21 protein-coding genes are annotated in these 22689 nt (G+C 61.2%); 14 read left to right on the top strand and 7 right to left on the bottom strand.

Translation table 11 applies throughout. From position 1 onward, the window contains the following. Window positions 1–82: 82 nt before the first annotated feature. Window positions 83–1225, bottom strand: a complete 1143-nt coding sequence (algW, locus tag H3221_RS01195) for a Do family serine endopeptidase AlgW (RefSeq protein WP_160019481.1) — start codon at window positions 1223–1225, stop codon at window positions 83–85. Window positions 1226–1335: 110 nt separating this feature from the next. Here algW and H3221_RS01190 point away from each other — a divergent pair, with 110 nt between their 5' ends. From H3221_RS01190 to cysN, 3 genes are all read left to right on the top strand, one after another. Further along, window positions 1336–2094: a Nif3-like dinuclear metal center hexameric protein gene (locus H3221_RS01190; protein ID WP_196473728.1), complete on the top strand. Its 759-nt coding sequence runs from the start codon at window positions 1336–1338 to the stop codon at window positions 2092–2094. 132 nt (window positions 2095–2226) lie between these two features. Next, on the top strand, window positions 2227–3144 hold the full coding sequence (gene cysD / locus H3221_RS01185; protein ID WP_160019483.1) for a sulfate adenylyltransferase subunit CysD: 918 nt from the start codon (window positions 2227–2229) through the stop codon (window positions 3142–3144). Window positions 3145–3156: 12 nt separating this feature from the next. Then, the gene (gene cysN, locus H3221_RS01180) at window positions 3157–5052 is read left to right on the top strand and encodes a sulfate adenylyltransferase subunit CysN (RefSeq protein ID WP_196473727.1); all 1896 of its coding nucleotides are present in this window, start codon (window positions 3157–3159) and stop codon (window positions 5050–5052) included. A gap of 370 nt (window positions 5053–5422) precedes the next feature. On the opposite strand, the gene H3221_RS01175 is transcribed toward cysN, so the two are convergent. Continuing rightward, window positions 5423–5854 (bottom strand): YhcB family protein, encoded by a 432-nt coding sequence (locus H3221_RS01175; RefSeq protein WP_160019485.1) that lies wholly within the window; start codon window positions 5852–5854, stop codon window positions 5423–5425. 265 nt (window positions 5855–6119) lie between these two features. Here H3221_RS01175 and H3221_RS01170 point away from each other — a divergent pair, with 265 nt between their 5' ends. The 3 genes from H3221_RS01170 (at window position 6120) to zapE (ending at window position 9577) form a co-directional block, all read left to right on the top strand. After that, entirely contained in the window at window positions 6120–6749 is a 630-nt protein-coding gene (locus H3221_RS01170) for an alpha/beta hydrolase (RefSeq protein WP_196473726.1), read from the top strand. Between the two features lie 111 nt (window positions 6750–6860). Continuing rightward, window positions 6861–8207 (top strand): tryptophan--tRNA ligase, encoded by a 1347-nt coding sequence (locus H3221_RS01165; protein WP_196473725.1) that lies wholly within the window; start codon window positions 6861–6863, stop codon window positions 8205–8207. 275 nt (window positions 8208–8482) lie between these two features. Continuing rightward, complete coding sequence (gene zapE, locus H3221_RS01160; RefSeq protein WP_160019488.1) at window positions 8483–9577, top strand: cell division protein ZapE; 1095 nt, start codon at window positions 8483–8485, stop codon at window positions 9575–9577. A gap of 39 nt (window positions 9578–9616) precedes the next feature. On the opposite strand, the gene H3221_RS01155 is transcribed toward zapE, so the two are convergent. From H3221_RS01155 to H3221_RS01140, 4 genes are all read right to left on the bottom strand, one after another. Then, on the bottom strand, window positions 9617–11794 hold the full coding sequence (locus H3221_RS01155) for a TRAP transporter large permease subunit (protein WP_196473724.1): 2178 nt from the start codon (window positions 11792–11794) through the stop codon (window positions 9617–9619). A 54-nt stretch (window positions 11795–11848) separates the two neighbouring features. Next, the gene (locus tag H3221_RS01150; protein ID WP_196473723.1) at window positions 11849–12847 is read right to left on the bottom strand and encodes a putative solute-binding protein; all 999 of its coding nucleotides are present in this window, start codon (window positions 12845–12847) and stop codon (window positions 11849–11851) included. 52 nt (window positions 12848–12899) lie between these two features. Further along, window positions 12900–13931 carry a hypothetical protein gene (locus H3221_RS01145; RefSeq protein WP_196473722.1) on the bottom strand — a complete coding sequence of 344 codons (1032 nt, stop codon included), beginning with the start codon at window positions 13929–13931 and terminating at the stop codon, window positions 12900–12902. Between the two features lie 216 nt (window positions 13932–14147). Next, on the bottom strand, window positions 14148–15047 hold the full coding sequence (locus tag H3221_RS01140; protein ID WP_178094761.1) for a GlxA family transcriptional regulator: 900 nt from the start codon (window positions 15045–15047) through the stop codon (window positions 14148–14150). Between the two features lie 247 nt (window positions 15048–15294). On the opposite strand from H3221_RS01140, the gene H3221_RS01135 reads away from it, so the two are divergent. Continuing rightward, a complete protein-coding gene (locus H3221_RS01135; protein WP_196473721.1) occupies window positions 15295–16434 on the top strand; it encodes an acyl-CoA dehydrogenase family protein in 1140 nt (379 codons plus the stop codon). A 75-nt stretch (window positions 16435–16509) separates the two neighbouring features. On the opposite strand, the gene H3221_RS01130 is transcribed toward H3221_RS01135, so the two are convergent. Next, entirely contained in the window at window positions 16510–17547 is a 1038-nt protein-coding gene (locus H3221_RS01130) for an NADP(H)-dependent aldo-keto reductase (RefSeq protein ID WP_196473720.1), read from the bottom strand. 247 nt (window positions 17548–17794) lie between these two features. Here H3221_RS01130 and rplM point away from each other — a divergent pair, with 247 nt between their 5' ends. The 7 genes from rplM to H3221_RS01095 all read left to right on the top strand — a co-directional run bounded on the left by rplM (window position 17795) and on the right by H3221_RS01095 (window position 22680). Then, complete coding sequence (gene rplM / locus H3221_RS01125; protein ID WP_017678951.1) at window positions 17795–18223, top strand: 50S ribosomal protein L13; 429 nt, start codon at window positions 17795–17797, stop codon at window positions 18221–18223. 14 nt (window positions 18224–18237) lie between these two features. Beyond that, window positions 18238–18630, top strand: a complete 393-nt coding sequence (gene rpsI / locus H3221_RS01120; protein WP_106738907.1) for a 30S ribosomal protein S9 — start codon at window positions 18238–18240, stop codon at window positions 18628–18630. A 254-nt stretch (window positions 18631–18884) separates the two neighbouring features. Beyond that, the gene (gene petA / locus H3221_RS01115) at window positions 18885–19478 is read left to right on the top strand and encodes a ubiquinol-cytochrome c reductase iron-sulfur subunit (RefSeq protein ID WP_196473719.1); all 594 of its coding nucleotides are present in this window, start codon (window positions 18885–18887) and stop codon (window positions 19476–19478) included. Further along, on the top strand, window positions 19478–20689 hold the full coding sequence (locus H3221_RS01110) for a cytochrome b (RefSeq protein ID WP_196473718.1): 1212 nt from the start codon (window positions 19478–19480) through the stop codon (window positions 20687–20689). Before petA ends, H3221_RS01110 begins: the two co-directional genes overlap by 1 nt. Beyond that, complete coding sequence (locus H3221_RS01105) at window positions 20689–21468, top strand: cytochrome c1 (protein WP_196473717.1); 780 nt, start codon at window positions 20689–20691, stop codon at window positions 21466–21468. The genes H3221_RS01110 and H3221_RS01105 overlap by 1 nt, the downstream gene beginning before the upstream one ends. A 167-nt stretch (window positions 21469–21635) precedes the next feature. Continuing rightward, on the top strand, window positions 21636–22253 hold the full coding sequence (locus H3221_RS01100) for a glutathione S-transferase N-terminal domain-containing protein (protein WP_192979975.1): 618 nt from the start codon (window positions 21636–21638) through the stop codon (window positions 22251–22253). A gap of 13 nt (window positions 22254–22266) precedes the next feature. After that, entirely contained in the window at window positions 22267–22680 is a 414-nt protein-coding gene (locus tag H3221_RS01095; RefSeq protein WP_196473716.1) for a ClpXP protease specificity-enhancing factor, read from the top strand. The last annotated feature ends 9 nt before the right edge of the window (window positions 22681–22689 follow it).

The raw sequence follows: 22689 nt of genomic DNA, 5'->3' as shown, positions 1-22689 counted from the left end.
GGTCTCCGGATGATTGTGGTTTATGTAATAACATTACAATAACCTCAATCGAGAAAAGTTCCCACTTGAAAATGAGCGCCGATCAGTTCCCGTTAACGGGAGGGCGAATACCGACCTCGGCGGTCAGCTGCAGCGGCTTGCCGTTGCGCAGCACGTCGATGCGGATATTATCGCCAGGCGTGGTGCGTGCGACCTGATTCATCGAGCGGCGACCGTCACTGGCCGGTTCGCCATCGATGCTGAGAATCAGGTCGCCAGGCTGCAGGCCGGCCTTCTGTGCCGGGCCGTCGCGATAGACACCAGCGACGACGATGCCAGGACGGCCATCGAGACCGAAGGACTCGGCCAGCTCCGGCGTCAGTGGTTGCACCTCGACGCCGAGGTAGCCGCGAATCACCTGGCCATGTTCGATGATTGCCTGCATCACCTCCATGGCCAGTTTCACAGGAATGGCGAAGCCGATGCCCTGCGAGCCGCCGGACTTGGAGAAAATCGCGGTGTTGATGCCCACCAGGTTGCCGTGTGCATCGATCAGCGCACCGCCGGAATTGCCGGGGTTGATCGCCGCATCGGTCTGGATGAAGTCTTCGTAGGTGTTGAGGCCCAGCTGGTTGCGCCCGGTGGCGCTGATGATGCCCATGGTCACGGTCTGACCGACGCCGAAGGGGTTGCCGATGGCCAGGGTGACGTCGCCGATGCGAATACTGTCGGAGCGTCCCAGAGTGATTGCCGGGAGATTGGGCAGGTCGATCTTCAATACGGCCAGGTCGGTTTCCGGATCGTTGCCAATCACCCGCGCCAGGGTTTCGCGGCCGTCCTTGAGGGCAACGACGATCTGGTCGGCGCCGCTGACCACATGATTATTGGTCAGTAGATAGCCTTCACGGCTCAACAGCACGGCCGAGCCGAGGCTCGACTCCATGCGCTGCTGGCGTGGCAGGTTGTCGCCGAAGAAGCGGCGGAACGTCGGATCTTCGAACAGCGGATGGGCCGGTTTGCTCACCAGTTTGGTGGTGTACAGGTTGGCCACTGCTGGCGATGCGGTATCGACTGCTTCGGAGTAGGACACCGGGCCTTCCTGCAGGCGGCTGTAGAGCGGTGCTTGCACCAGCTGCACTTCCTGGCTTGGCAAGCCGACCCATTGCGGGTAGCGCTGAATCAGCAGCAGTGCGAACAGCACACCGACCAGCAGGGGCCAACCGAGAAAACGCAGTGCCTGGGGCATCGAGACAATCCTGAGGGTTGCGGGGGCCAAATCCGGCCCTTAAGGTGGCGCATTATAGTGAGGTGCTCGCCAATTAGGCAGCGGCCCGCAACAGCTTGTGAGGAATCTTCATGGCCATTGCCCTGACCACGCTAGTGGAAGAAGCTGACGCTTTTCTTAACGCGTCGCGTATCAATGATTACTGCCCCAATGGCCTGCAGGTCGAGGGGCGTCCGCAGGTCCGTCGCATCGTCAGCGGCGTGACCGCCAGCCAGGCACTGATCGACGCGGCCATCGAGGCTGAGGCCGATGTGCTACTGGTGCATCATGGCTATTTCTGGAAGGGCGAGAACCCCTGTGTCATCGGCATGAGGCAGCGCCGTCTGAAAGCGCTGCTGGCCAATGACATCAGCCTGCTGGCCTATCACCTGCCGCTGGACGTGCATCCCGAGGTGGGTAACAACGTGCAGCTCGCGCGGCAGTTAGGCATCGTCGTCGAGGGCCCGCTGGAGCCGGAAAATCCGCGCACCGTTGGCCTCGTCGGCTCGCTGCGAGAGCCGATGAGCGCGGCCGACTTCGCCAGGCACGTGCAGCAAACGCTGGGGCGTGCGCCGCTGCTGGTCGAGGGCGATGGCCTGATTCGTCGAGTCGGCTGGTGCACGGGCGGCGGCCAGGGCTATATCGACCAGGCGATTGCCGCAGGAGTCGACCTCTACCTGACTGGCGAAGCTTCCGAGCAGACCTTCCACAGCGCACGCGAAAATGGCGTGAGCTTCATCGCCGCCGGCCATCACGCCACCGAACGCTACGGTGTGCAGGCTCTGGGGGACTATCTGGCGCGGCGTTTCGCCCTCGAACACCTGTTTATCGACTGCCCCAACCCGATCTGAATCGCCCGTACGGGCAGGTATAACGCTAGATCGTTTCGGTCTAACTGGCGTCCTGAGTATAAGCAGACGCTGTGATAGAGTGCGCGCTCGTCCACGGCCCGCCGGCCCCACAACAGCAAACCGTGAGTAGCCATGCTCGACAAATTGACCCATCTGAAGCAGCTGGAGGCGGAAAGCATCCACATCATTCGTGAAGTGGCCGCCGAATTCGACAACCCGGTGATGCTCTATTCCATCGGCAAGGATTCAGCCGTGATGCTGCACCTGGCCCGCAAGGCGTTCTTCCCTGGCAAGCTGCCGTTTCCGGTGATGCACGTCGATACCCGCTGGAAATTCCAGGAGATGTACCGCTTCCGCGACAAGATGGTCAGCGAGATGGGCCTGGATCTGATTACCCACATCAACCCTGATGGTGTGGCGCAGGACATGAACCCCTTCACCTACGGCAGTGCCAAGCACACCGACGTGATGAAGACCGAAGGCCTCAAGCAGGCGCTGGACAAGTACGGCTTCGATGCCGCCTTCGGTGGCGCGCGTCGCGACGAAGAGAAGTCGCGCGCCAAGGAGCGCGTGTATTCCTTCCGCGACAGCAAGCACCGCTGGGATCCGAAGAACCAGCGCCCCGAGCTGTGGAACGTGTACAACGGCAAGGTCAAGAAGGGCGAGTCGATCCGCGTCTTCCCGCTGTCGAACTGGACCGAGCTGGACATCTGGCAGTACATCTACCTGGAGCAGATTCCAATCGTGCCGCTGTACTTCGCCGCCGAACGCGAAGTGATCGAGAAGAACGGCACGCTGATCATGATCGACGACGAGCGCATCCTCGAGCACCTGTCCGATGAAGAGAAGGCGCGCATCACCAAGAAGATGGTGCGTTTCCGTACCCTCGGCTGCTACCCGCTGACCGGTGCGGTGGAGTCCACGGCACTGACTTTGCCCGAAATCATCCAGGAGATGCTCCTGACCCGTACTTCCGAGCGCCAGGGCCGCGTGATCGATCACGATGCCGCAGGGTCGATGGAAGAAAAGAAACGTCAGGGCTATTTCTGAGGATCGCGCACCATGAGTCACCAATCCGATTTGATCGGCCAGGACATTCTCGCTTACCTGGCCCAGCACGAGCGCAAGGAACTGCTGCGCTTTCTTACCTGCGGCAACGTCGACGACGGCAAGAGCACGCTGATCGGCCGTCTGCTGCACGATTCCAAGATGATCTACGAGGATCACCTAGAAGCCATCACCAAGGATTCGAAGAAAGTCGGCACCACCGGCGATGACATCGACCTGGCACTGCTGGTCGACGGTCTGCAGGCTGAGCGCGAGCAGGGCATCACCATCGACGTGGCCTACCGCTACTTCTCCACCGCCAAGCGCAAGTTCATCATCGCCGACACCCCCGGCCATGAGCAGTACACGCGCAACATGGCCACCGGCGCTTCGACCTGCGACCTGGCGATCATCCTGATCGACGCCCGTTACGGCGTGCAGACCCAGACCAAGCGCCATAGCTTCATCGCCTCCCTGTTGGGCATCAAGCACATCGTCGTCGCCGTCAACAAGATGGACCTCAAGGACTTCGATCAGGGCGTGTTCGAGCAGATCAAGGCCGACTATCTGGCCTTCGCCGAGAAGATCAACCTGCGCCCGACCACCCTCGAGTTCGTGCCGATGTCGGCGCTCAAGGGCGACAACGTGGTCAACAAGTCCGAGCGCTCGCCCTGGTACACCGGCCAGTCGCTGATGGAGATTCTCGAGACCGTCGAGGTCGCTGGCGACCGCAACTTCGACGACCTGCGCTTCCCGGTGCAGTACGTCAATCGCCCGAACCTGAACTTCCGCGGTTTCGCCGGCACCCTGGCCAGCGGCATCGTGCGCAAGGGCGATGAGATCATGGCGCTGCCGTCGGGCAAGACCAGCAAGGTCAAGTCCATCGTCACGTACGAGGGCGAGTTGGAGCAGGCCGGCCCGGGCCAGGCGATCACCCTGACCCTGGAAGACGAGATCGACGTCTCCCGCGGCGACATGCTGGTGCATGCCGACAACCGTCCGCTGGTCACCGACAGCTTCGAGGCCATGTTGGTCTGGATGGGCGAAGAGCCGATGCTGCCGGGCAAGAAGTACGACATCAAGCGCGCCACCAGCTACGTGCAGGGCTCTATCCCGAGTATCGTTCATCGCGTTGACGTGAATACCCTGGAGCAGGGGGCGGCCAGCGAGCTGAAGCTCAACGAGATCGGCCGGGTCAAGGTCGCGCTGGACGCCCCGATTGCCCTGGATGGTTACGAGTACAACCGCACCACCGGCGCTTTCATTATCGTCGACCGCCTGACCAACGGTACCGTCGGTGCTGGCATGATCATCGCCGATCCGGTCGCTCATGGCGGCGGTCAGCATGGTCGTCTGGCGCATGTGTCGACCGAGGAGCGTGCTTCGCGCTTCGGTCAGCAGCCAGCCACCGTGCTGTTCAGCGGTTTGTCTGGAGCAGGCAAGAGCACCCTGGCCTATGCGGTCGAGCGCAAGCTGTTCGATATGGGCCGCGCTGTGTACGTACTGGATGGCCAGAACCTGCGCCACGACCTGAACAAGGGCCTGCCGCAGGATCGCGCCGGTCGCGCCGAAAACTGGCGTCGTGCCGCGCACGTGGCACGTCAGTTCAACGAGGCCGGTTTGATCGCCCTGGCTGCGTTCGTGGCACCGGATGCCGAAGGACGCGAGCAGGCCAAGGCGCTGATCGGCAGTGAGCGCGTCATCACCGTTTACGTCCAGGCTTCGCCGCAGATCTGCGCCGAGCGTGATCCTCAGGGCCTGTACGCTGCCGGTGGCGACAACATTCCAGGCGAAGGCTTCCCCTACGATGTGCCGCTGGATGCTGATCTGGTGATCGACACCCAGACGCAGTCGGTCGAGGAGGGCGTCAAGGCGGTGCTGGATCTGCTGCGTAGCCGCGGCGCGATCTAAAACTCGCGTTGCAGCATGATGAGCCCCGCCTATTAGCGGGGCTTTTTCATTACCGGCCACGCGCGGAGCCGACGATATTTACCTAATAAAATGGTTCTTCGCATTTTCGCGACGAGGATACGCTTGACACCGGGCTGGCAAGTTTGTGTGCGCATCATTTACTGACTTAGCACTATCCATTACTGCATCGTCTGAGCGTTTGGGTTGCGCCCGTAAGGGGTAAACCCATCAGGCCAGGCGGCGTGTGAATGGAGAGTGCCAAGTCATCGAAAGCTCACACGTAATTGCCAGTCCGGTGTGTCCACCCGCACGTTCTCCGAAGCATAAAAAAGCCCCGCAATCGCGGGGCTCGGTATTTCTGGCCGGCGGGTTACTTCTTCAGCCCGTAGCTCTCGTCCAGCATGCCTGGGCCGTCGCTTTTCGGCGCGTAGTCCTTGGGCATTTCATGGTTTTTCGGCGGGGTCAGGCGCTCGCGCTTTTCGCCTGCTTCGGTGCTGTTCAGGGTGGCCAGCAGACGCTGGCGGGTCAGCTCGTCCAGGGCCAGGCGGTTGGCGCCGTCGGACAGGTGCTCCTGCACGTCCTGGTAGCTCTGGGTGAGTTTCTTCACCAGGCTGGCGGTGGTGTTGAAGTGGGTCACCACTTCGTTCTGGTAGGCCTCGAAGCGTGCCTGCATTTCATCCATCTGCCGCTGCGTACGGCCCGGTGCAGCATTGGGGGCCAGGCGGGCGAGCACAAAGCCCACGGCGATGCCGACCACCAGGGTCAGGGCGGGTATCAACCAGGCTGTAACGGTCTGTTCCACGAGTCCTTCCTCTCAAAACGGCTTTGCTTTACGTTAGCGGCTCGAGCCTGTGCTGTATACGACCAGATCCTGCTCAGAGTCTACTGCGCGTCGACACTGCTGGGTTAAAAACAGGTTCGGAATGCTCATGTACAACAGTACACTGCGCTTCCTCTCCTGTTCTTGCCTTGCATTGCGCGAGCTCTCGAGACGCTGAACAGGTTCATTTGCCGCACAGGCAGTTTGCTAGACGAGTCGACCCGTTGCGGGGTCACGGAGTTCAGTGTTGCTCAGTCGCGAAACCCCTCTTTTCATTCAAGGCCCGGTGGGTCAACTCGAAGCCCTTCTGCTGGAAGTACCCGACGCCCGAGGCGTGGCGCTGATCTGCCATCCCAACCCGGTGCAGGGCGGCACCATGCTCAACAAGGTGGTGAGCACCTTGCAACGCACCGCACGTGACTGTGGATATCACACATTGCGTTTCAATTATCGCGGCGTTGGCGCCAGTGCCGGCAGCCACGACATGGGCACCGGCGAGGTGGACGATGCCGAAACCGTCGCCGCCTGGCTGCAGGAGGAATATCCGAACCTGCCCGTCACGCTGCTGGGCTTTTCCTTCGGTGGCTTCGTCGCTGCTGCGCTGGGTGCGCGCCTGGAGGCGCAGGGGCAGGTGCCGAGAAAGCTGTTCATGGTGGCGCCGGCGGTGCATCGGCTGACCGCCGAGACGCCACCTGCCAGCCAGTGTCCGCTGGTGGTGATCCAGCCCGATAGCGACGAAGTGGTCGAGCCGCAGACCGTGTACGACTGGTCGACCCATCTCGGGCGTGCCCATGAGATGCTGAAAGTGGCAGAATGCGGTCACTTTTTTCACGGCAAGCTGACGGATCTGAAGGAACTCCTTCTGCCGCGTCTGTGAACGTGGCGCAGGGTGCGCCATGCGCACCCTGCGATCAATCTGGTATTCAAGGCGTCCCGCGGCCTCGGCTCGCGCGATCAGCGAAATAGTTCAAGCAAAGCGAATCTGATCATGACCACCCGTATCCTTACTGGTATCACCACCACCGGCACGCCGCACCTGGGCAACTACGCCGGCGCCATCCGTCCGGCCATCGTTGCCAGCCGCGATCCGCAGATGGATTCCTTCTACTTCCTCGCCGACTACCACGCGCTGATCAAGTGCGATGATCCGGCGCGCATCCAGCGTTCGCGCCTGGAAATCGCAGCCACCTGGCTGGCGCTGGGCCTGGATACCGACAAGGCGACCTTCTACCGCCAGTCCGACATCCCCGAGATTCCCGAGCTGTGCTGGCTGCTCACCTGCGTCGCCGGCAAGGGCCTGCTCAACCGTGCCCATGCCTACAAGGCTTCGGTGGACAAAAACGTCGAACAGGGCGAAGACCCGGATGCCGGCGTGACCATGGGGCTGTTCAGCTATCCGGTGCTGATGGCAGCGGACATCCTGATGTTCAACGCGCAGAAGGTGCCGGTCGGTCGTGACCAGATCCAGCACGTGGAGATGGCGCGCGATATCGGTCAGCGCTTCAACCATCTGTTCGGCAAGGGCAAGGATCTGTTCGTCCTGCCTGAGGTGGTGATCGAGGAAGAAGTGGCCACGCTGCCGGGCCTCGATGGGCGCAAGATGAGCAAGAGCTACGACAACACCATCCCGCTGTTCGGCAGCGCCAAGCAGCTCAAGGACGCCGTGGCGCGCATCGTCACCGACTCCAGGCTGCCGGGTGAGCCCAAGGATGCCGAGGGTTCGCACCTGTTCACCCTGTACCAGGCCTTCGCCAGCCACACGCAGCAGGCCGAGTTCCGTGCCGAGCTGGAAGGCGGCCTGGCCTGGGGCGAGGCGAAAAACCGTCTGTACCAGCTGCTCGAAGACACCTTGGGCGAGGCGCGCGAGCGTTACAACGCGCTGATCGCTCGGCCGACCGACCTGGAAGACATTCTCCTCGCTGGTGCAGTCAAGGCGCGCAAGATTGCCACGCCGTTCCTCGGCGAGTTGCGCGAGGCCGTGGGCTTGCGCTCGTTCCGTGAACAGGTGCAGGTTGCTACTGGCGAGAAGAAGAAAGCCGCCAAGAGCGCACGCTTCGTCAGCTTCCGTGACGACGACGGCAGCTTCCGCTTCCGTCTGCTCGATGCCGATGGCGAGCAATTGCTGCTGTCGAAATCCTTCGCCGATGGCAAATCGGCCGGCATGATCAACAAGCGTCTGCAATCTGGCGATCCGCTGGATGTGCGTGCCGAAGGTCAGGTGTTCTCGGTCTGGATCGACGGTGAGCGCGTGGCGAGCAGTCCCGAGTTCGCTGACGGTCAGGCGCTGGAAGATGCCATCGTCCGTCTGCGTGAGGCGCTGGCACCGCAGGAATGAAGAGGCTTTTGCTCCCCTCTCCCGCTTGCGGGGCGTAAGCGGAAAGAGCGAAGCATGGCTTCGCCCGCTGGAGCGCCCTGAGCTCTGCGAAGGGCTAGGGCGCGGAGCGGGGGCTGGGGGAGAGGGTTGTCCGGTGCACCGCGTCGTCGGCCTGCCCTCTCCCCGAACCTCTACCATAAATGGGAGAGGGAGTGTGCCCAGCTTGCACCGATTGCCAATCAACGGGGGCGTCGCTAAAGTGACGCCCCCGTTTTTACTTGCCCGGCTAACGAATCATGACCCCCTTAGAGCGTTATCAGGCCGATCTCAAGCGGCCAGACTTCTTCCATGATGCGGCCCAGGAAAATGCCGTCCGCCATCTTCAGCGTCTGTACGACGACCTGATCGCGCGCGACCAGGGCAAGTCCGGACTGATGGGCAAGCTGTTCGGCAAGAAGCCGCAGGGGCCGGTCAAGGGCCTGTATTTCTGGGGTGGTGTAGGGCGCGGCAAGACCTACCTGGTCGATACCTTCTTCGATGCGCTGCCGTTCGAGCAGAAGATGCGCACTCACTTCCACCGCTTCATGAAGCGTGTGCACGAGGAAATGAAGACCCTCAAGGGCGAGAAGAACCCGCTGACCATCATCGGCAAGCGTTTCGCCGACGAGGCGCGGGTGATCTGCTTCGATGAGTTCTTCGTCAGCGATATCACCGATGCCATGATTCTCGCCACGCTGATGGAAGAGCTGTTCAAGAACGGCGTTTCCCTGGTGGCCACTTCCAATATCGTGCCGGATGGCCTGTACAAGGACGGCCTGCAGCGCGCGCGCTTCCTGCCGGCCATCGCCTTGCTCAAGGAGCACACCGATATCGTCAACGTCGACAGCGGTGTCGACTATCGCCTGCGTGCGCTGGAGCAGGCCGAGCTGTTCCATTTCCCGCTCGGCCCGGCTGCGGAAGAGAGCCTGCGCAAGAGCTTCCAGAGCCTGCTGCCGGACTGCACCCATATGGTGGAGAACGAGGCGCTGATGATCGAGAACCGCGCGATTCACGCCGTGCGGGTGTGCGAGGACGTGGCCTGGTTCGAATTTCGCGAGCTGTGCGACGGCCCGCGCAGCCAGAACGACTATATCGAGCTGGGCAAGATCTTCCATGCGGTGATCCTGGCCAATGTCGAGCAGATGAGCGTGGCCAAGGACGACATGGCGCGCCGTTTCATCAACCTGGTGGACGAGTTCTACGACCGCAACGTCAAGCTGATCATCTCCGCCGAGGTGGAGCTCAAGGATCTCTATACCGGCGGCCGCCTGAGCTTCGAGTTCCAGCGCACGCTGAGCCGTCTGCTGGAAATGCAGTCGCACGAGTTCCTTTCGCGCCCACACCGGCCCTGAAAACTGGCGCCCGCCCTGCATCGGGCGGGCGTTGCCCGGTCACTGTGGCAGCCAGCTGCGCCACAGCTCCAGCGTCTGCGCACCGTGCTCGACGATCAGTTCACCGCCATAGGTGACGATCAGCAGCGCCACGACCATTACCGTCATCGGCAGAATCCAGCGCTCGTAGCGGTAGTAGAAACCCTTGTCGCGCACCTCCTCGTTGGCGGCGGCGATTTCTGCCTCGCCCACCACCTGTCTGGCCAGCAGGTGGTTCAGCGCCACGGGCGGTGACAGGTAGGCCAGTTCCATGGCCGTCAGGGCGATCATCCAGAAATGCACCGGGTGAATGCCGTTGGCATAGGCGATCGGCGCAATGGTGGCCGACACCAGGATCACCACGCCAAAGGCGTCCATCACCATGCCGATCAGGAACAGCACCACCATCAACGCGGTCAGTGCCAGCCAGATGCTCTGGAAGTCCTGCGGGATCAGCTCCATGAGGCCGGAGCGTTCGATCACCCCGCCAGTGGATACCGACAAGGCCATCAGCAAGGTCAGCGCGCCGATATGTCCGACAGTGTCGTAAGTGGCGGCGCCCACTGCCTGGGTGAAGTTGCGCTGGCTGTTGCCCTGATCGTTCTCTATGACGCGAGCGCTCGGTGTTTCCACCAGTGACTCGCCGCGCAGCTTGTCGAAAATCAGCACCACCAGCAGGATGACCGGCAACATCACCGGCGCGGTGAACTCGTTCAGCCGGGTATCGAGCAGGTAGCTGTAGACCCAGACCACCACGATGGCGATGAGGATGTAGGGTGCCACCGGCACCAGGGCGCGGGCCATGGCGGGCATGGCGTCGCGTGGATGGGCAATGTTGATTCGTTGCTGGCGCAGCACCTGCGAGGCGATGAAGAACAGCGACGAGGTCAGGACGAAAACGGCGATCCCCCAGTTGTACAGTTCGGCTGTGGTCACCTGCTTGTTCAATGCTGCGACCACCACGATCAGCAGGCAGGGGCGCAGTACTACGCCGAGCGAGCCGGACATCGCCGAGACGGCCAGGGCGAATTGCCGGCGGCCTCCGGAGAGCAGCACTTCGCGGTAGATGATGGCCCCGGCGGCGATGACGAAGATGCCCGAGGCGCCGGTGTAGGCAGTCGGCACGGCGGCACCGATCAGCAGAATCCAGGTCAGAAGCTCCGGCGACAGACGCCAGGGGCGAACCAGATCCAGGAAGCGGTCGACCACGTTGGTTTGCTTGAGCAGCATGCCGGCCCAGATGAACAGGGCCAGGTTGAGGAAAATACCTGACAGCTCGACGAGCTGACCCAGGTAGATGGCGATACCGCCATGGTGGCCTTGCAGCGAAAACGAGGTGAAGGAACTGATCGCCATGATGGCGTACAGCGGCGTGCAGAGCAGCGCCAGTCCCAGATTGCCGCCAGGTTCGGCTTCCGCCGGTGGTTTGAGCAAGTTGTAGACGCTGATCAGGCACAGGCAGCTGAACAGCGCGATCCACAGCCCATTGAGATACGGCCTGTTCAGCGGCAGGTCGGCGTGGACCAAGGTATGCAGGTAGTGGCTGCAGGAAAATACCAGCAAGGCATTGGCAATGACCATGCCGGCAGCCGAGACACGGTGATCGAGCCGGCTCTTGGCGGGACGCAGCGAGATGTGGTGGTTGCGCAGGGTGGTGGTGATGCCGGCGATGGCGATGAGCAGCAGCAGGAGCAGGGCGCGGTTGTCAGTGCCGAAGCGAAAGATGCCGAAGAACGAGGTTTCCAGGCTGCGGAACAGTTTCAGTTCAGGCGTCGTGTGCGCGACGACGGCCGCGTGCAGCGTATGCTGCTGCGCGCAGAGTTGGGCGGCACGTTGCAGGGCGCTGCGTTGCGCTTGCGGGTCGACCTCGGTAGCGTCGAACAGGTCGTCGATATCGCTGCTGGCCCGGGCGGGCTGCCTGGCCAGCAGAGCTTCGAGGTCGGGGGTGGGATCGCAGGTCGGGGTCACCGGATCGGCGCGCAGCATGAAGTATTGCACACCGGCAGCCGGGTCACCGAACAGACGCTCGCCCATGCGCAGAAGTTGGCCATGGAGCATCTCCCCGGTGCCTATGACCAGGGTGAGGGTCAGCAGAAGGAAGACCGGCAGGGTGGAAAGCCATCGGCCAAACAGAGGACGTTTGAACGTCTGGGTTGGCGCAGGCTGGTCATGGCTGATCATGGTCGAGGCAATGGGCATGGCAGGCTCTACGGTCGAGGCGGAGTCCGGGGGCGTGCCCCCGTTTCGTTGTTGTTATTCGAGGTTCTGGGCGCACTCGGCATCGGCTGAGTCGATCTGGCAGCGCACGCGCTTCATCACCGCCATCATGCGTTTGTCATAGATGCCTTCCTCGGTCAGCGAAATACGCGCCTCACGCAGCATCACGCTGTACTTCTCCATGTCCTCGGGCGGAATGTCGATCCAGTAGTGACTGTCGATCTCGCTTTCCGATTGCGTGATGATGTCCATGGCGCGGCTGTACTGGCTGAGGGCGAACTCGCGTGATTGCTGCCCGAAGCCTTCGGGGAAACGGTCAGGACGGATGACCAGCTGGTAGGTCAGTTGCAGCACCGGGAAGCGCGCCACGCCGCCGCGTTCACCCATACCCTTCTGCAGTTCCAGCGGTTTGTAGGCCGCCGCCGGAGCACCGACCACATCCACCGAGCCGTTATTGAACTTGCCGGCGAAGTTGGTGACATCGGAGGCGACTGGCTGAGCGCCGATCCGCTGCACCATCTTCGCCTGTGCATTGTCGTAGTCCATGATCGCGAACTTCTTGCCCGACAGTTTGCTGATGTTGTCGATGGTGCGGTCGTTGACGAACAGGTAGGCCGCGCCCATGGGCACGATACCCGCCACTTCGTAGGGGCCGTTGAGCATGAATTTGCTGGCCTTGGCTGAGCTCAAGGTGGTGATCACAGTTTCCAGTGCCTGGTAGCTGGGCAGGGCACCCAGTGCTTCCAGGCTGCCGGTGAATCCGTTGAACTGACGGGCGCGCAAGCCCATGATCATCACGCCATCGCATTGCCCGGCCTTGAAGTCTTCTGCAGCGATTTTCTCGTCGGTGTAGGGTTTGAGTTCGAGGCTGGCGCCGAAATGGTTGGCAGCCAGTTGGTAGTCCTTCATCAGGCTGTAGATGTCGCCCTGGGCACCGAGGATGTCGAACACGCAGATCCTCTGAGCGAAGGCCTGGGGGGAGGCGCCCAGTGCCAGACAGAGCAGAGCGGGGGCGGCTAGGTTGGAACACTTCATGGCGGATACTCCGGATCGTGCTGCTGAGGCGGGAAGGCTTGTGACGATCTGACTAGAGCAGGTCGTCGATCTCGATGCCGGTATCGACCGGCTGTTGCTCGTCCCAGAAACGCAGCAGGCCGCCGATTGGAGTACGTGTACCGGCATTGGTCGTCCAGTAGCGATCGGCATTGTTCATGACGGTGCTGCTGCTGATGGCATCGACCTGGGCATAGGGTTCGTTGAGCTTGAAGCTGCTGTTCGCCGCTTCGGTCGCGCCGAAGGCCCGCAGCGCGCTGCGCAAGTGCTGCTCGTCGTTCTTCGCGGTGGCGGAGATCGCATAGAGGGCGTGGGCCAGGCGCACGCCGTGACGCTCACCGATCTGTCGCGACTGCTCGAGCACCTGCCAGGGGTTCTGTCCCTCACCGCTGCCTGGCAGCATGTTCCAGACCAGGGCGCGCGCCGCCATCGGGGCACCCCACCACTTCTCATTGTCCAGGCACGCCATGGCGCGCTCGGTCTTGGCCGCGATGTCCTTGGGCACGCCGACGGCGTTCTGCGAGTTGATGTCGTTCTGGATGGCTTGCAGTCCCTGGATCAGGCCTAGCAGGTAGATCAGCTCGTCGAGATCCTTGTCGAAGGCCGGGCAGCTATCGCCGATGCGGATATCGAAGCGCTTCTCGTAGTAGCTGGCGAAGTTCTGGTACGACTGGTATTGGCGTCGTGCCGCCAGTTCGGCATAGCGCTTCTGGGTGATACGTGCGTCCTGTGCCTCTTCGACCTGCTTGCTGCGTGAGGCGCGCAGGTAGCGCAGCTCCTGCTCGAAGGCGGTCTGCTCGGCACAGGTAGCGGCGGTGAGGTAGAGCAGGGTCAGCAACTGTTGGTTGTCGGCACCCATGCCGCTGGTGGACTGGATGAGTGGGGCGACGGACGCGCCGGAATAACAGGCCATGTCGGCGTCATGGCTTTCGAGCATGGGGCCGACCAGGTTGTTTTCCATGAAGCGCAGCGATTGGTCGGCACCGAAGCGTTTGATCGGGGTGCAGGCTGTCAGTAGCACCAGCGATGCAATCGCACACAGGCGCAGCGCACGAGAGGCTCCCATGGCGTTCTCCATCGTTATTGTTGTTGTAGGGGCGCATCCAGCGCACGTTCTTGTGTGTCTGCCACGCGCAAGCGGGCCGACCACGTAAGCACTCTACTGGCAGCGGGTTGGGCTGATACCCAATCTTCTGGTGGGTGTGGCGGAGCGGTAGACAGGTTGTCTAGTGCAGGGCGTTACCGAATCGCCGCAGGCGTGCCGAATGGCGCCTGCGCGATTTCACTGGGGCTGCTGCTGAAACTGGCGGCGATAGTGGTTGGGGGACAGCCCCGTGTGCTGGCGAAACAGGCGCGCGAAGAAGCTGGCATCGTCGTAGCCGATCTCGTAGCTGACGGTCTTGATGCTCTTGCGGGTGGAAGAAAGCAGACTCTTGGCAGTTTCGATGCGCAGGCGTTGCAGGTAGTGCAGAGGCTTGTCGCCGGTGGCACCCTGGAAACGACGCATGAAGTTGCGGATGCTCATGCCGTGCTCGCGGGCCACGTCCTCGAAGCGGAACTTGTCGGCATAGTGCTCCTCCAGCCAATGCTGGATCTGCAGCACGGTGACGTCCTGGTGCAGCTTCTGGCCGCCGAAGCCGATGCGTCCTGGCGTATAACTGCGCTGTACCTCGTAGAGAATGTCGCGCGCCACGCCCTGAGCCACGCCGGCGCCGCAATAACGCTCGATCAGATAGATATAGAGGTCGCAGGCCGAGGTGACGCCGCCTGCGCAATACAGATTGTCGGCATCGGACAGGTGCTTGTCCTGATTGAGCAGTACCTTGGGAAAACGCTCGGAAAATTCGCGGAAGAAGCGCCAGTAGGTGGTCGCTTCCTTGCCGTCGAGCAGACCGGCTTCGGCCATCCAGAACACCCCGCTGGCCTCGCCGCAGATCGCCGTGCCGCTGGCATGCTGACGTTTGAGCCAGTCCAGCACCTGTGGATAACGACGACTGAGTGCGTCGAAATCGTCCCAGAAGGCGGGAAGGATGATCACGTCGCAGCTGTCCAGGCCGCCGTCTACCGGCACCTTGACCTTGCTGAAGCTGTTCACAGGCAACCCATCCGGGCTGACCAGATGGATGTCGAACGGCGGTTCGAAGCCCAGGCCCTGCTGCTTGGCATAGCGAATGCCAGCCATGTGGAAGAAGTCCTTGGCTTGCATCAGGGTGGAGGCGAAGACGCCGTCGGTGGCGAGAATGCTGACGCGGCGTAACGCCGTACGCGGCTCTGGAATAACCATAAGTATTTATTCTTGTTCAAGGCTAAGTGGTCATGCAGCGGCTGGATCGTCTTATTTTTTGGCGCTTGTGTCCAGTGCGACCAAGCGTTTGCTTGGCTAAAGTCGAGGCCATGCTTTTTCTCCCGCCTCAGACACAGGTAGCGCCATGATCCCCAGAACTCTATTCAGCTCCGACCATGAACTGTTTCGCGACAGCGTGCGCAAGTTTCTCGAGCAGGAAGCCGTGCCTTATCACCACCAATGGGAGAAAGACGGACATGTCGACCGCGCGCTATGGAACAAGGCGGGCGAGGCGGGGATGCTGTGTTCGCATATCCCGGAGGAGTACGGCGGCATGGCGGCCGACTTCCTCTACAGCACCGTGGTGATCGAGGAGATCGGGCGCCTGGGACTGACCGGCATCGGTTTCTCGCTGCATTCGGACATTGTCGCGCCCTACATCCTGCATTACGGCAGCGAGGCGCAGAAGCAGCACTACCTGCCCAAGCTGTTCAGCGGCGAGATGATCACGGCCATCGCCATGACCGAACCGGGTGCGGGTTCCGACCTGCAGGGCGTGAAGACCACTGCCGTACTCGATGGCGACGAGTACGTGATCAACGGCTCGAAGACCTTCATCACCAATGGCTGGCTAGCCGATCTGGTGATTGTCGTGGCCAAGACCGACCCCAAGGCCGGCGCCAAGGGCACCAGTTTGTTTCTGGTCGAAGCCAATACGCCCGGCTTCTCCAAGGGCAAGCGCCTGGAGAAAGTGGGTATGAAGGCTCAGGACACCTCCGAACTGTTCTTCCAGGACGTGCGCGTACCCAAGGAAAATCTGCTGGGCCAGCCGGGTATGGGCTTCGCCTACCTCATGCAGGAGCTGCCGCAGGAGCGCCTGACCGTCGGCATCGGCGCCCTGGCTTCGGCGGAAGCGGCGCTGCAGTGGACGCTGGATTACACCCGTGAGCGCAAGGCTTTCGGCAAGGCCGTGGCGGACTTCCAGAACACTCGCTTCAAGCTCGCCGAAATGGCGACGGAGATTCAGGTCGGTCGGGTGTTCATCGACCGCTGCCTGGAGCTGCACCTGGTGGGCAAGCTCGATGTGCCGACGGCGGCGATGCTCAAGTACTGGACCACCGATCTGCAGTGCAAGGTGCTCGACGAGTGCGTGCAGCTGCACGGTGGCTACGGTTACATGTGGGAATACCCGGTGGCGCGCGCCTGGGCCGACGCGCGGGTACAGCGCATCTACGCTGGCACCAACGAGATCATGAAGGAAATCATCGCTCGTTCACTGGTGTAAATCCGTAGGGGACGCTGTGCGCACCTACAACGCTGAGGTGCTTGTCGGTGCGCACGGCACACCCTACGTGGTGCGTCAGGGCGCGGGGTTGGGTTGCGACTTGTGGATCGCCTCGATGCCGGCGAGCACTTCTTCGGAGAGCTTCAGCTCGGCGCTGGCCAGGTTGCTGTCCAGTTGCTCCAGGCTGGTGGCGCCAATGATGTTGCTAGTCACGAAGGGCTGCGCAGTGACGAAGGCCAGGGCCATCTGCGCCGGATCCAGGCTGTGCTCGCGAGCCAGGGCCACGTAGCGTGAGCAGGCTGCTTCCGACTGCGGGTTGGTGTAGCGGGCAAAGCGGCTGAACAGGCTGATGCGTGCGCCGGCCGGGCGAGCGCCGCCTTCGTATTTGCCGCTGAGCATGCCGAAAGCCAGTGGTGAGTAGGCCAGCAGGCCGCACTGCTCGCGAATCGCCACTTCCGCCAGACCCACCTCGAAGCTGCGGTTGAGCAGGTTGTAAGGGTTCTGGATCGACACGGCGCGCGGCCAGCCACGGCTTTCGGCCAGTTGCAGGAACTTCATGGTGCCCCACGGGGTTTCGTTGGACAGGCCAATATGGCGGATCTTGCCGGCCTTGACCTGCTCATCGAGCACTTCCAGGGTTTCTTCCAGAGGTGTGAACTCAACGTCCTTGTGCTTGTAGTCCAGTTGGCCGAAGAAGTTGGTCGGCCGCTCCGGCCAGTGCAGTTGGTACAGATCGATCCAGTCGGTCTGCAGGCGCTTGAGGCTGGCGTCCAGTGCGTTGACGATGTGTTGGCGGTTGAACTTCAGTTGGCCGTCACGGATGTGCGAGATGCCGTTGCCGGGGCCGGCGATCTTGCTGGCCAGAATCCAGTCGGCGCGGTCGCCACGCTGCCTGAAGTAGCTGCCGATGATCTGCTCGGTCTTGCTGTAGGTTTCGGCGCGCGGTGGCACCGGGTACATCTCTGCGGTATCGATGAAATTGATGCCGCTGGCCTTGGCCCGCTCGATCTGCGCATGGCCTTCGCTCTCGCTGTTCTGCTCGCCCCAGGTCATGGTGCCCAGGCACAGTGCGCTGACATCGAGATCGGTTCGGCCTAGCTTGCGGTATTCCATGATTGACTCCTTCGGCAAAAGAGTCATACAAGCAGGTTGAATTTTTTTTCGCAATCAGGATAATTCGGCACCTCTTTCTGCGGTGGAAGTGATGCGCCGCCTGCCGAAGAATCTTGCCGTATTGTGGACGCGCTGACCCGAGCCCCCGATAGCGTCCGTATGCGGCTGCCTTTGACTTGTCAAAGTACGCACTATCCAGTAAGATCCGCCGTCTATTTTTGCTGGGCGGCCCCTGAGGCTATAAAGAATGAAAACTTTTACTGCTAAACCGGAAACAGTAAAACGCGACTGGTTCGTCGTTGATGCTGCTGGCAAGACCCTGGGTCGTCTGGCCACCGAAATCGCGAGCCGTCTGCGTGGCAAGCACAAGCCTGAGTACACCCCGCACGTTGATACTGGCGACTACATCGTCGTGATCAATGCCGAGCAGGTGCGTGTAACTGGTGCCAAAGCCAGCGACAAGAAGTACTACTCCCACTCCGGTTTCCCGGGCGGCATCAAAGAGATCAACTTCGAGAAGCTGATCGCTCGTGCTCCTGAGCGCGTGATCGAGACTGCGGTCAAAGGCATGCTGCCGAAGAACCCGCTGGGTCGCGACATGTACCGTAAGCTGAAGGTGTACAAGGGTGCAGTCCACCCGCACACTGCTCAGCAGCCCCAAGAACTGAAGATTTAACGGAATAGTTCATTATGTCGGCGACTCAAAATTACGGCACTGGCCGTCGCAAGACCGCAACCGCGCGCGTTTTCCTGCGTCCGGGTACTGGTAACATCTCGATCAACAATCGCGCCCTGGATACATTCTTCGGTCGCGAAACCGCTCGCATGGTCGTGCGTCAGCCGCTGGAGCTGACCGAGACCGTCGAGAAGTTCGACATCTTCGTCACCGTTGCCGGTGGTGGTGTCAGTGGTCAGGCTGGTGCCATCCGTCACGGTATCACCCGCGCTCTGATCGAGTACGATGAAACCCTGCGCAGCCCGCTGCGCAAAGCTGGTTACGTTACTCGTGACGCCCGTGAAGTCGAGCGTAAGAAAGTTGGTCTGCGTAAAGCGCGTAAGCGTCCGCAGTACTCGAAGCGTTAATCGCGACTACGCTTCCCAAAGCGCCCAGTTTCCTTACGGAGCTGGGCGTTTTTTATGGGCGTGGCAAATTGCTGCGACAACGTGCCGCATACGCGTAAGCCGCGTCTTCCAAGGCTTTCGCCAGCCTCTTCGGGGGTAATTACCTTGTCAGAAAAGGGGCTTTTCTTTACCATTTGGCGAATTTTTTGCGCGGCCCGATTTTTACTTAGTAGAGGCCTGAACAACAGGCCACAAAGCTGATGGGAGACGACTGAATGAGCAATGACGGCGTGAATGCAGGCCGGCGTCGCTTCCTGGTTGCAGCCACCTCCGTGGTGGGTGCAGCAGGAGCGGTAGGTGCTGCGACTCCGTTCGTGGGGTCATGGTTCCCCAGTGCCAAGGCCAAGGCGGCCGGTGCACCGGTGAAGGTGAACGTCAGCAAGATCGAGGCAGGTCAGCAGATGGTTGCTGAGTGGCGCGGTCAGCCGGTGTTCATCGTGCGCCGTACCGAGGAGATCCTGGCCAATCTGACCAAGATCGAAGGCAGCGTCGCCGATCCCGAGTCCGCTGCCTCCGTGCAGCCGGAGTACGTGGACAAGAAAACCCGCTCGATCAAACCAGAGCTGCTGATTCTGGTAGGTCTTTGCACTCACCTGGGTTGTGCGCCGTCCTTCCGCCCGGAAGTAGCCCCGGCTGACCTGGGGCCGGACTGGGTGGGTGGCTATTTCTGCCCTTGCCACGGTTCGCGTTACGACCTCGCCGGTCGCGTGTACAAGTCGCAGCCTGCACCGCTGAACTTGCCAGTGCCGCCGCACACCTACGAAACGGATGATGTGATCATCATCGGTGTGGACCAGGAGAACGCGTGATGAGCAAATTCATGGAATGGGTGGATGCGCGCTTCCCCGCCACCAAGATGTGGGAAGACCATCTCTCCAAGTACTACGCCCCGAAGAACTTCAACTTCTTCTATTTCTTCGGCTCGCTGGCTCTGCTAGTGCTGGTCAACCAGATCGTTACCGGTATCTGGCTGACCATGAGCTTCGAGCCCTCGGCTGAAGGCGCTTTCGCTTCCGTCGAATACATCATGCGTGACGTCGAGTACGGCTGGATTCTGCGTTACCTGCACTCCACCGGCGCCTCTGCGTTCTTCGTGGTGGTCTACCTGCACATGTTCCGCGGTTTGCTCTACGGCTCCTATCAGAAGCCGCGAGAGCTGGTGTGGATCTTCGGCATGCTGATCTACCTGGTACTGATGGCCGAGGCCTTCATGGGCTACCTGCTGCCGTGGGGCCAGATGTCCTACTGGGGCGCCCAGGTGATCATCTCGCTGTTCGGTGCCATTCCGGTCATCGGTGACGACCTGACCCAGTGGATTCGTGGTGACTACCTGATCTCCGGCATCACCCTGAACCGCTTCTTCGCCCTGCACGTGATTGCACTGCCGATCGTTCTGCTTGGCCTGGTCGTGCTGCACATCCTGGCGCTGCACGAAGTAGGTTCGAACAACCCTGACGGCGTCGACATCAAGAAGCTCAAGGACGAGAACGGTGTGCCGCTCGATGGCATCGCCTTCCACCCTTACTACACCGTGAAAGATATCGTCGGCGTAGTAGTGTTCCTGTTCGTGTTCTGCTTCGTGGTGTTCTTCTTCCCGGAAATGGGTGGTTACTTCCTCGAGAAGCCGAACTTCGAAGCAGCCAACCCGTTCAAGACCCCTGAGCACATTGCCCCGGTTTGGTACTTCACGCCGTTCTACGCGATTCTGCGTGCGGTGCCGGACAAGCTGCTCGGCGTAATCGCCATGGGCGCAGCCATTGCCGTTCTGTTCGTGCTGCCCTGGCTGGACCGTAGCCCGGTCAAGTCCATGCGCTACAAAGGCTGGATGAGCAAGATCTGGCTGGTGGTGTTCTGCATCTCCTTCGTCATCCTGGGTGTGCTGGGTGTGCTGGCGCCGACCCCGGGTCGTACCCTGCTGTCGCAGGTGTGCACCTTCCTGTACTTCGCGTACTTCATCCTGATGCCGTTCTACACCAGGATGGAGAAGACCAAACCGGTTCCGGAAAGGGTGACTGGCTGATGAAAAAGCTCTTTGCTGCATTTGTTTTCGCTGCGCTGCCGGCCCTGGCCATGGGTGCTGCCAGCAACTACCCGCTGGACAAGGTCGACATCGACCTGACCGACAAGGCTGCCATGCAGGACGGCGCGCGTACCTTCGCCAACTACTGCATGGGTTGCCACTCGGCTCAGTATCAGCGTTACGAGCGTGTTGCCGATGACCTCGGTATTCCGCACGAAATCATGCTGGACAACCTGGTGTTCAACGACGCCAAGATCGGTGACCACATGAAGATCGGCATGAAGCCGGACGACGCCAAGGCCTGGTTCGGTGCAGCGCCACCTGATCTGACCCTGGTCGCTCGTGTGCGTGGCAACGACTGGCTGTACACCTACCTGCGCACCTTCTACGCAGATCCGAGTCGTCCGCTGGGCGCCAACAACAAGGTGTTCCCGAACGTGGGTATGCCCAACGTGCTGGTGGGTCTACAGGGCAACCAGGTCATCGGCTGCAAGCAGGTTCAGGTCGTCACCGACGGCAAGAAGCAATTCGACCCGCTGACCGGTGCGCCGATCACGCACGAGGCCTGTGATCAGCTGACCGTCGAGGAGAAGACCGGCGCGCTGAGCGAGGCCGAGTTCGACGAGAAGATCAAGAACCTGGTGACCTTCCTGGCTTATTCGGCCAACCCGGTCAAGCTGAAGTCCCAGCGCATCGGTACTTACGTGCTGCTGTACTTGGCGTTCTTCTTCGTGTTCGCCTACCTGCTCAAGCGTGAGTACTGGAAGGACGTGCATTAAAGCGTCGCAGTTCCCTGCATATACCTGCGCGCCCCTATGGGCGCGCAGGTTTTTGTGGCATGCCATTCCGAGTGACCGCCTTGCGGTGTCGTCACTTGCAACTTCAAGAATTGCCCTGGGCAATTTTTCGTGTTTCTGCAAAATCAAAACAAGCGAGGAGGATCGCCATGGCGGTGACCAATAGGTTGACCTGCTACTCCGACCCCGCCGACCACTATTCCCATCGCGTGCGTCTGGTGCTCGCCGAGAAAGGTGTCAGCGTCGAGATCATCGATGTCGAGCAGGGCCGTTGTCCGCCCAGGCTTGCCGAGGTCAATCCCTATGGCAGTGTGCCGACGCTGGTCGATCGTGACCTGGCGCTGTACGAATCGTCCGTGGTGATGGAGTATCTGGATGAGCGCTACCCGCATCCCCCTTTGCTGCCTGTCTATCCGGTTGCTCGCGCCAACAGCCGTCTGCTGATGCACCGCATCCAGCGTGACTGGTGTGTGCTGGTCGACCGTATTCTCGACAAACGCAGCAAGGAGGCTGAGCGCCAGCTGGCGCGCAAGGAGCTGCGCGAGAGTCTGACCGGTGTATCGCCGCTGTTCGCGGACAAGGCATTCTTCCTCAGTGACGAGCTGAGCCTGGTGGATTGCTGTCTGCTGCCCATTCTCTGGCGTCTGCCTGTCCTGGGTATCGAACTGCCGCGTCCGGCCAAGCCCTTGCTTGACTATATGGAGCGCCAGTTTGCTCGTGAGGCCTTTCAGGCCAGTCTTTCCGCTGCCGAGCGCGCGATGCGCTGAGAAGGAGGAAACCATGAATTCCAGTCGTCCCTATCTGGTGCGCGCCCTCTATGAATGGATCGTCGATAACGATTGCACACCACATCTACTGGTCAGCGCCGAGTATCCGGGCGTGCAGGTGCCACCAGGCTTCGCCAGTGATGGCCAGATCGTGCTGAATGCTTCGCCCAGCGCTGTGCGTCATCTGCATATGGATAATCAGGCGGTGAGCTTCGAAGGGCGCTTCGGTGGTGTGGCGCACAGCCTGTACATCCCGGCAGCGGCGATCCTGGCGATCTACGCGCGGGAGAACGGTCAAGGCATGGTCTTCGATATGGAGCCGTCGGTTGCGGGTGGTCCGGAGGAGCCTGAGCCGGATGATGGTGGGCCTTCCGGTGGCGAGCCGCCGCGTCCTGGCGGCCGGCCAAGTCTGAAAGTGGTCAAGTGAGCAATAAAA

Origin of the sequence: Pseudomonas chaetocerotis, from assembly GCF_015712105.2 — a bacterium.
In the GTDB taxonomy this organism is placed as follows: domain Bacteria; phylum Pseudomonadota; class Gammaproteobacteria; order Pseudomonadales; family Pseudomonadaceae; genus Aquipseudomonas; species Aquipseudomonas chaetocerotis.
This window is presented reverse-complemented; position numbering and strand designations above follow the sequence as displayed.

Bases quoted from the DNA above. Each gene is read 5' to 3' on its own strand.
- H3221_RS01135 (WP_196473721.1), top strand. From the start codon at position 15,295: ATGATCCCCAGAACTCTATTCAGCTCCGACCATGAACTGTTTCGCGAC.
- H3221_RS01105 (WP_196473717.1), top strand. From the start codon at position 20,689: ATGAAAAAGCTCTTTGCTGCATTTGTTTTCGCTGCGCTGCCGGCCCTG.
- zapE (WP_160019488.1), top strand. From the start codon at position 8,483: ATGACCCCCTTAGAGCGTTATCAGGCCGATCTCAAGCGGCCAGACTTC.
- cysN (WP_196473727.1), top strand. From the start codon at position 3,157: ATGAGTCACCAATCCGATTTGATCGGCCAGGACATTCTCGCTTACCTG.
- H3221_RS01140 (WP_178094761.1), bottom strand. From the start codon at position 15,047: ATGGCTGGCATTCGCTATGCCAAGCAGCAGGGCCTGGGCTTCGAACCG.
- cysD (WP_160019483.1), top strand. From the start codon at position 2,227: ATGCTCGACAAATTGACCCATCTGAAGCAGCTGGAGGCGGAAAGCATC.
- H3221_RS01110 (WP_196473718.1), top strand. From the start codon at position 19,478: ATGAGCAAATTCATGGAATGGGTGGATGCGCGCTTCCCCGCCACCAAG.
- H3221_RS01145 (WP_196473722.1), bottom strand. From the start codon at position 13,931: ATGGGAGCCTCTCGTGCGCTGCGCCTGTGTGCGATTGCATCGCTGGTG.
- H3221_RS01150 (WP_196473723.1), bottom strand. From the start codon at position 12,847: ATGAAGTGTTCCAACCTAGCCGCCCCCGCTCTGCTCTGTCTGGCACTG.
- H3221_RS01155 (WP_196473724.1), bottom strand. From the start codon at position 11,794: ATGCCCATTGCCTCGACCATGATCAGCCATGACCAGCCTGCGCCAACC.
- H3221_RS01130 (WP_196473720.1), bottom strand. From the start codon at position 17,547: ATGGAATACCGCAAGCTAGGCCGAACCGATCTCGATGTCAGCGCACTG.
- algW (WP_160019481.1), bottom strand. From the start codon at position 1,225: ATGCCCCAGGCACTGCGTTTTCTCGGTTGGCCCCTGCTGGTCGGTGTG.
- H3221_RS01100 (WP_192979975.1), top strand. From the start codon at position 21,636: ATGGCGGTGACCAATAGGTTGACCTGCTACTCCGACCCCGCCGACCAC.
- H3221_RS01095 (WP_196473716.1), top strand. From the start codon at position 22,267: ATGAATTCCAGTCGTCCCTATCTGGTGCGCGCCCTCTATGAATGGATC.
- H3221_RS01165 (WP_196473725.1), top strand. From the start codon at position 6,861: ATGACCACCCGTATCCTTACTGGTATCACCACCACCGGCACGCCGCAC.
- rplM (WP_017678951.1), top strand. From the start codon at position 17,795: ATGAAAACTTTTACTGCTAAACCGGAAACAGTAAAACGCGACTGGTTC.
- petA (WP_196473719.1), top strand. From the start codon at position 18,885: ATGAGCAATGACGGCGTGAATGCAGGCCGGCGTCGCTTCCTGGTTGCA.
- H3221_RS01190 (WP_196473728.1), top strand. From the start codon at position 1,336: ATGGCCATTGCCCTGACCACGCTAGTGGAAGAAGCTGACGCTTTTCTT.
- rpsI (WP_106738907.1), top strand. From the start codon at position 18,238: ATGTCGGCGACTCAAAATTACGGCACTGGCCGTCGCAAGACCGCAACC.